The following is a 6,587-nucleotide window of genomic DNA, read 5'->3' on the forward strand; positions in this document are numbered from 1 at the left end:
CGCCGCCTGTATTAGTGAGCAAGAGGATGAACCCGGTGGAAACCACCCTGACCCATCCCGGCGCATTCGGCGCCGCCGAACCGCAAGCGACGCTGCGGTCCGGCGTGCCGGGCGGCGTGCGGATCGAGCACCTGAGCGTGCGCTACGGCGCACGCACGGTGCTGGAAGATCTGTCGCTGTCGATCGGCGCCGGAGAATTTCTGACCGTGCTCGGCAAGAGCGGCTGCGGCAAGACCACGCTGCTGCGCTTCATCGCCGGGTTCGTGAAGGCCGACGGCCTGACCGGCACGCTGACCGTGGCCGGACGCGACCTGACCTATGCGCCGCCGCACAAGCGCAATCTCGGTCTGCTGTTCCAGAATTACGCGCTGTTCCCGCACCTGTCGGTGTTCGAGAACGTCGCATTCGGGCTGCGCGCCCGCGGCATGGCCTCGTCGGACGTGACGCGCCGCGTCGCCGACGCGCTGAAGCTCGTGCAACTCGGCGATGCGGGCCATCATCTGCCCGCGCAACTGTCGGGCGGGATGCAGCAGCGCGTCGCACTGGCGCGTGCGCTCGTGATCGAACCGGACGTGCTGCTGCTCGACGAGCCGCTGTCGGCGCTCGACGCCAACCTGCGCGCATCGGTGCGCAGCGAACTGAAGGCGCTGCACGAGCGCCTGCCGAACCTGACCGTCGTCTGCGTGACGCACGACCGCGACGACGCGCTCGTGCTGTCCGACCGCGCCCTGCTGATGCGCGACGGCCACATCGCGCAGCTTGGCACGCCGCAGCAGCTGTACGACACGCCGCAGGACGGCTACGTCGCGCGCTATCTCGGCCCCGCCAACCTGCTGCCCCCGCATGTGATCTTCCCGCTCGGCGATCCGCGTCACGACGTGCGCGACAAGGTCGCCTGCGTGCGCCCCGAGCGCCTGACCGTGATGCCGCTCGCGGCGGGCGGCCTGCACGGCACGGTGTCGTCCGTCGAATGGCAGGGCGCGGACCTGTCGATCGCGGTCGTGATCGACGCGGCGCCCGACGAGCCCGTGCGCGTCACGATGCAACGCGGCCGCGGCGCGGCTCCCGAGCGCGGTGCGCGCGTTTCCCTGCATTGCGAGGCAGACGATGTCGTCCTTATCGAGCCCTGAAGCCGGCCTGCCGCCGCAGGCGCTCGCGTCGGCCGCCGCGCATGCCGCCGCCGCGCGGCGCTGCAAGCGCATGGGCGACCTGCATCTCGCCGCGCTCGCGCTCGTCGTGCTGGGCCCGCTCGTCATCTATCCGCTGGTGCGGCTCGTGCTGCTGAGCGTGTCCGGCGATCACGGGCTGAGCTTCGCCGCGTACCGGACGTTCTTCGGCAACCCCGACACGCGCAGCGTGCTGCTGACGAGCGTCGGCGTGCTGTTCGCGAGCGCCGGCACCGCGTCGGTGCTCGGCGTGCTGCTGGCCGCGCTGCTGTTCTTCAGGCCGTTCCCCGGCGCATCGCTCGTCACGCGCTTCCTGGAGCTGTACGTCGCGTTCCCGTCGTTCCTCGTCGCGTTCACGCTGATCTTCCTGTACGGCTCGCAAGGCTCGATCAGCATCGCGCTGCAGCAGCTGTTCCATCTCGAGAACCCGCCGCTCGACTTCCTGTTCGGCATCGGCGGCGTGATTCTCGCGCAGACTGTCTTCTATACGCCGTTCGTCGTGCGGCCGACGCTCGCGTCGTTCGCGACGCTCGACCTGCGCCTGATCGAAGCGGCGCGCAGTCTCGGCGCGTCCGGCTGGATGCTCGCGCGCCGCGTCGTGCTGCCGATCGCGTGGCCGGGCATTGCCGCCGGCACTGTGCTGTGTTTCCTGCTGACGCTGAACGAGTTCGGGATTCTGCTCGTGCTCGGCAGTGCGCGGCTCGTGACGCTGCCGGTCGCGATCTACAGCAGCGCGACCGTCGACCTCGACCTGCCGACCGCATCGGCCGGCGCGGTCGTGATGCTCGCGCTGTCGCTGGCGCTCTATGCGGTTTATCGTCGGGTGAACCGGCGTGCGACGGGAGGAAACGATGTCCGCTGAATTCCGTATCGGGCCAGCCGTGCCGCGCCACCAGATCGGCTGGGGCGACACGCTGCTCAAGCATGCGTCGCGCGCCGCGCTCGCGCTGGCCGCGTTCGCCTGCTTCTGGCTGTTCGTGCTGCCGGTCGTCGTCGTCGCGCTGTCGAGCGTGTCGACGCAGTGGTCGGGCACGATTTTGCCGGCCGGCTACAGCCTGCGCTGGTTCGAACGGCTCGGGTCGCCGGAATACGACGCGCTGCTGACGAGCCTCGAAATCGGCTTCGGTGTGTCGGCGCTCGGCACGATCCTCGGGCTGTGGCTCGCGCTCGCACTCGAAGGGCGCGACCGGCGCAGCCTCGGCGCGCTCGTCGATGCGCTCGTGATGGTGCCGAACGGCGTGCCGAGCGTCGTGCTCGGGCTCGCGGTGCTGATCGCGTATCACCAGAAGCCGCTCGACCTGTCGAGCTCCGCGGCGATCGTCGTGCTCGTGCAGCTCGCGCTGATTCTGCCGTTCTGCTATCGCTGCGCGGCCGCCGCGCTGCGGCCGGAACTGACCGTGCTGCGCGAAGCGGCGGCGAGCCTCGGTGCGCCGCCCGCGATGGTGCTGCGCCGCGTGCTGCTGCCGCAGCTCGTGCCGGCGCTGCGTGCGAGTCTCGCGCTCGGCTTCGCGCTGTCGCTCGGCGAACTCGGCGCGACGCTGACCGTCTACCCGCCGGGTTTCGCGACCGTGCCGATCGTCGTGATCGGCCAGGTGGAGCGTGGTTATTACCTTCCGGCATCGGCGCTGTCGTTGTTGATGCTCGGGGCGTCGCTCGCGGCGCTGCTGCTGATCGCCGCGCGCGTGCCGCGCGGCACGCGGGCGGCATCATGAACGCCGCGTTCGCGTTGCGGCTGCCCGGCGAGCAAGCGGCCGCGGGCAAGGTATCGACGGGTCTCGCGGGACGTTCCGTCGACGTGAACGGCCGGCGCTACCGGCTGCCGGTCGAACCGACTGTCGTGGTCTGCGTCGACGGCTGCGAGTACGACTATCTCGAGCGTGCGGTGGAGGCGGGCGTCGCGCCGTTCATCGGCCGGATGATCGCGGCAGGCACCGCGTGGCGCGCCGACTGCGTCGTGCCGACCTTCACCAACCCGAACAACCTGTCGATCGTTTGCGGCGTGCCGCCGTCGGTCCACGGGATCTGCGGCAACTACTTCTGGGATCCGGCCGCCGACGGCGGTCGCGGCGCCGAAGTAATGATGAACGACCCGGCCTACCTGCGGGCCGGCACGTTGCTCGCGGCGGCGTCCGACGCCGGCGCGCGGGTGGCCGTCGTCACGGCGAAGGACAAGCTGCGCCGGCTGCTCGGCTGGCAGATGAACGGCATCTGTTTTTCCGCGGAGAAGGCCGCGCAGGCGAATCTCGCGGAAAACGGGATCGTCGACGTGCTCGACTGGGTCGGCCTGCCGTCGCCCGACGTATACAGCGCGGCGCTGTCCGAATTCGTGTTCGCGGCCGGCGTGCGGCTCGCGCAGACGCGCCAGGTCGACCTGATGTACCTGTCGACCACCGACTACGTGCAGCACAAGTGCGAGCCGGGCAGCGCCGGCGCGAACGCGTTCTACGCAATGATGGACGGCTATCTCGCGCAGCTCGACGCGCTCGGCTGGGCGATCGGACTCACGGCCGACCACGGGATGAACGCGAAGCACGATCCGGCAACCGGCCGCCCGAACGTGATCTATCTGCAGGACGCGTTCGACGGCTGGTTCGGTGCGCGGGCCGCGCGCGTGATCCTGCCGATCACCGATCCGTACGTCGTGCACCACGGCGCGCTCGGCTCGTTCGCGACCGTGTACCTGGCGCCGGGTGTCGACCGGACCGATGCGATGTGGCGCGTCGGCGGGCTCGACGGCGTCGAACTCGTGCTCGACAACGCGGAAGCCGCCGCCCGCTTCGAGCTGCCGGCCGACCGGATCGGCGATCTCGTCGTGATCGCGCGGCGCGACATGACGCTCGGCACGCGCGAGCGCGAACACGACCTGTCCGGCCTGACCGTGCCGCTGCGTTCGCACGGCGGCGTGTCCGAGCAGGAGGTGCCGTTGCTGTTCAACCGTCGGATCGAGCGGGACGACCCGGCACGTCGGCCGCGCAACTTCGACGTTTTCGATTTCGTGCTGAACCGGGTCGCGTCATGATGGCTCATCCCCGACAGGATCACCCCGCGTTTCGCGCCGAGACCCTGCGCTGGTGCGGCACGCGTGCGACGCGCGACCGTGTTTTCGACGTCACCGATCCGTACACCGGCACGCGTGTCGGTACGGCGCCGCTGGCGAGCGTCGACGACGTGCGCGCCGCGTTCGACTACGCGATGGCGTACCGGCCCGCGCTCACGCGTTACGAGCGTTCGCAGATCCTCGAACGTGCGGCCGCGCTGCTGCGCGAGCGTACCGAGGCGGCATCCGACCTGATCACGCTCGAATCGGGATTGTCGAAACAGGATTCCCGCTACGAGATCGGCCGCGTCGCCGACGTGCTGAAGTTCGCGTCGGTCGAGGCGTTGCGCGACGACGCGCAGACCTTCTCGTGTGACCTGACACCCCACGGCAAGGCGCGACGCGTGTTCTCGCAGCGGCAGCCGCTCGACGGCGTGATCGTCGCGATCACGCCGTTCAATCACCCGATGAATCAGGTCGCGCACAAGATCGCGCCGGCGATCGCGACCAACAACCGCGTGATCGTGAAGCCGTCGGAGAAGGTGCCGCTGTCGGCGTTCTATCTGGCGGACCTGCTCTACGAGGCCGGCTTGCCCGAGCCGATGCTGCAGGTGCTGACCGGCGACCCGCGCGAGATCGCGGACGAACTCGTCACGCATCCGCATGCATCGCTGATTACCTTCACGGGCGGCGTGTCGATCGGCAAGGCGATCGCCGCGCGGGCCGGCTACCGGCGCATCGTGCTGGAGCTGGGCGGCAACGATCCGCTGATCGTGCTCGACGATGCCGATCTGGAACGTGCGGCATCGCTGGCCGTGCTCGGTTCGTACCGCAATTCGGGGCAGCGCTGCACGGCCGTCAAGCGGATCCTGGTGCAGCGCTCGATCGCGCCGGCGTTCACCGAACTGCTCGTCGAGAAGACACGCGCATGGAATTACGGCGATCCGTTCGATCCCGCGAACGAAATGGGCACGGTGATCGACGACGCGGCGGCGCGGCTGTTCGAGGCGCGGGTCGGCGAGGCGCTTGCGCAGGGTGCGCGCCTGCTGACCGGCAACGTGCGGCGCGGTGCGCTGTATTCGCCGACGGTGCTCGACAACGTCGATCCGTCGATGACGATCGTGCGCGAAGAGACTTTCGGCCCCGTATCGCCCGTCATTACGTTCGACACGATCGACGATGCGATCCGGATCAGCAACGGCACGGCATTCGGGCTGTCGTCGGGGGTGTGCACGGACAGTACGGCCGCGGTCGTGCGGTTCGTGAACGAGTTGAACGTCGGGACGGTGAATGTCTGGGAAGTGCCCGGATACCGGATCGAGCTGTCGCCTTTCGGCGGCGTCAAGGATTCGGGGCTTGGCTATAAGGAAGGCGTTCAGGAAGCGATGAAGAGCTTCACGAATCTGAAGACGTTTTCGCTGCCTTGGGAGTAAGCGGATGGCACTGACGGTGGAAGAGATCCACGGGCTGTATCGCGAGCATGGCCATGTCGCCTATAGCGGCGAACCGGTCACGCAGCTGGAGCATGCGTTGCAAAGCGGCTTGCTGGCGGAGGAGGCGGGCGCCGACGACGCGCTGGTCGCGGCGGCATTCCTGCACGACCTCGGGCATCTGCTGAATCGCCAGGGCGAGACGCCGAGCGCACGCGGAATTGACGATCTTCATCAGTATTACGTGCTGCCGTTCCTGCGGCCGCTGTTCAACGACGCGGTGCTGGAGCCGATCCGGCTGCACGTCGACGCGAAGCGTTGCCTGTGCCGGACGGACGCCGGCTACTTCGAGAGCCTGTCGCCGGATTCGGTGCGCAGTCTTGCGCTGCAGGGCGGCATCTTCAGTGAGGAGGAGACGGCGGCGTTCCTGCGACGCCCGTTCGCGGAGGATGCGCTGCGTCTGCGCCGCTGGGACGATACGGCGAAGGAAGCGGGCAAGGTGACGCCGAATCTCGATCACTATATGGAGATAGTGGCGCGCCAGGTGCGTGTGGCCTGACGGCCCGGTTGCGTCCATATAAGGCCCCGCACGCGGCAGCGTGCGGGGCCTTATATTTTTTTCGAGAAACCCCTTGCGCAGTTCGAGGGGGCTGCCTACAATCACGCCTCTTTCGCGCTAACGGAAACGCAGCGCGGGAGGGAAGGGAAGCGGTGCTGGCGAGGGTAGGTTGTAGGAACTCCGGCGCACACGAAGTTGAACCCCCGCCGTCGCAACGAAGCAGTTCAAAAAGTTGTTGACGAGCGAAGAAAGACGGTTCATAATCTCGCTTCTCTGCTGCTGAAAACGCAGCGCTGCTGGGAAACAGAAGGTTTCTCGCAGAAATGCTCTTTAAAAATTAACAGCCGATAAGTGTGGGCGCTTGATGGAAGCGAGCTGATCCTCGGATCAGATAG

The 6,587-nt window shown here is 68.0% G+C and carries 6 protein-coding genes; all 6 read left to right on the forward strand.

Annotation, left to right across the window (positions count from 1 at the left end):
- The first annotated feature begins 26 nt into the window (after window positions 1–26).
- From phnT to ACVK00_RS07105, 6 genes are read left to right on the forward strand one after another with little or no spacing between them, the layout of a single operon-like run.
- Window positions 27–1,130, forward strand: coding sequence for a 2-aminoethylphosphonate ABC transport system ATP-binding subunit PhnT (phnT, locus tag ACVK00_RS07080; RefSeq protein WP_284894278.1), 1,104 nt, complete (start codon window positions 27–29; stop codon window positions 1,128–1,130).
- Entirely contained in the window at window positions 1,108–2,028 is a 921-nt protein-coding gene (locus tag ACVK00_RS07085; RefSeq protein WP_228908434.1) for a 2-aminoethylphosphonate ABC transporter permease subunit, read from the forward strand. Before phnT ends, ACVK00_RS07085 begins: the two co-directional genes overlap by 23 nt.
- A complete protein-coding gene (gene phnV / locus ACVK00_RS07090; RefSeq protein ID WP_284894279.1) occupies window positions 2,018–2,878 on the forward strand; it encodes a 2-aminoethylphosphonate ABC transport system, membrane component PhnV in 861 nt (286 codons plus the stop codon). The genes ACVK00_RS07085 and phnV overlap by 11 nt, the downstream gene beginning before the upstream one ends.
- Window positions 2,875–4,185 (forward strand): phosphonoacetate hydrolase, encoded by a 1,311-nt coding sequence (gene phnA, locus ACVK00_RS07095; protein WP_284894281.1) that lies wholly within the window; start codon window positions 2,875–2,877, stop codon window positions 4,183–4,185. The genes phnV and phnA overlap by 4 nt, the downstream gene beginning before the upstream one ends.
- Window positions 4,182–5,636 carry a phosphonoacetaldehyde dehydrogenase gene (phnY, locus tag ACVK00_RS07100; RefSeq protein ID WP_354123243.1) on the forward strand — a complete coding sequence of 485 codons (1,455 nt, stop codon included), beginning with the start codon at window positions 4,182–4,184 and terminating at the stop codon, window positions 5,634–5,636. The genes phnA and phnY overlap by 4 nt, the downstream gene beginning before the upstream one ends.
- A 4-nt stretch (window positions 5,637–5,640) precedes the next feature.
- Complete coding sequence (locus ACVK00_RS07105) at window positions 5,641–6,192, forward strand: phosphonate degradation HD-domain oxygenase (RefSeq protein WP_284894283.1); 552 nt, start codon at window positions 5,641–5,643, stop codon at window positions 6,190–6,192.
- Window positions 6,193–6,587 lie beyond the last annotated feature (395 nt).

The sequence above is a fragment of the Burkholderia sp. PvR073 genome, from assembly GCF_054055695.1.

Bases quoted from the DNA above. Each gene is read 5' to 3' on its own strand.
- phnT (WP_284894278.1), top strand. From the start codon at position 27: ATGAACCCGGTGGAAACCACCCTGACCCATCCCGGCGCATTCGGCGCC.
- ACVK00_RS07085 (WP_228908434.1), top strand. From the start codon at position 1,108: ATGTCGTCCTTATCGAGCCCTGAAGCCGGCCTGCCGCCGCAGGCGCTC.
- phnV (WP_284894279.1), top strand. From the start codon at position 2,018: ATGTCCGCTGAATTCCGTATCGGGCCAGCCGTGCCGCGCCACCAGATC.
- phnA (WP_284894281.1), top strand. From the start codon at position 2,875: ATGAACGCCGCGTTCGCGTTGCGGCTGCCCGGCGAGCAAGCGGCCGCG.
- phnY (WP_354123243.1), top strand. From the start codon at position 4,182: ATGATGGCTCATCCCCGACAGGATCACCCCGCGTTTCGCGCCGAGACC.
- ACVK00_RS07105 (WP_284894283.1), top strand. From the start codon at position 5,641: ATGGCACTGACGGTGGAAGAGATCCACGGGCTGTATCGCGAGCATGGC.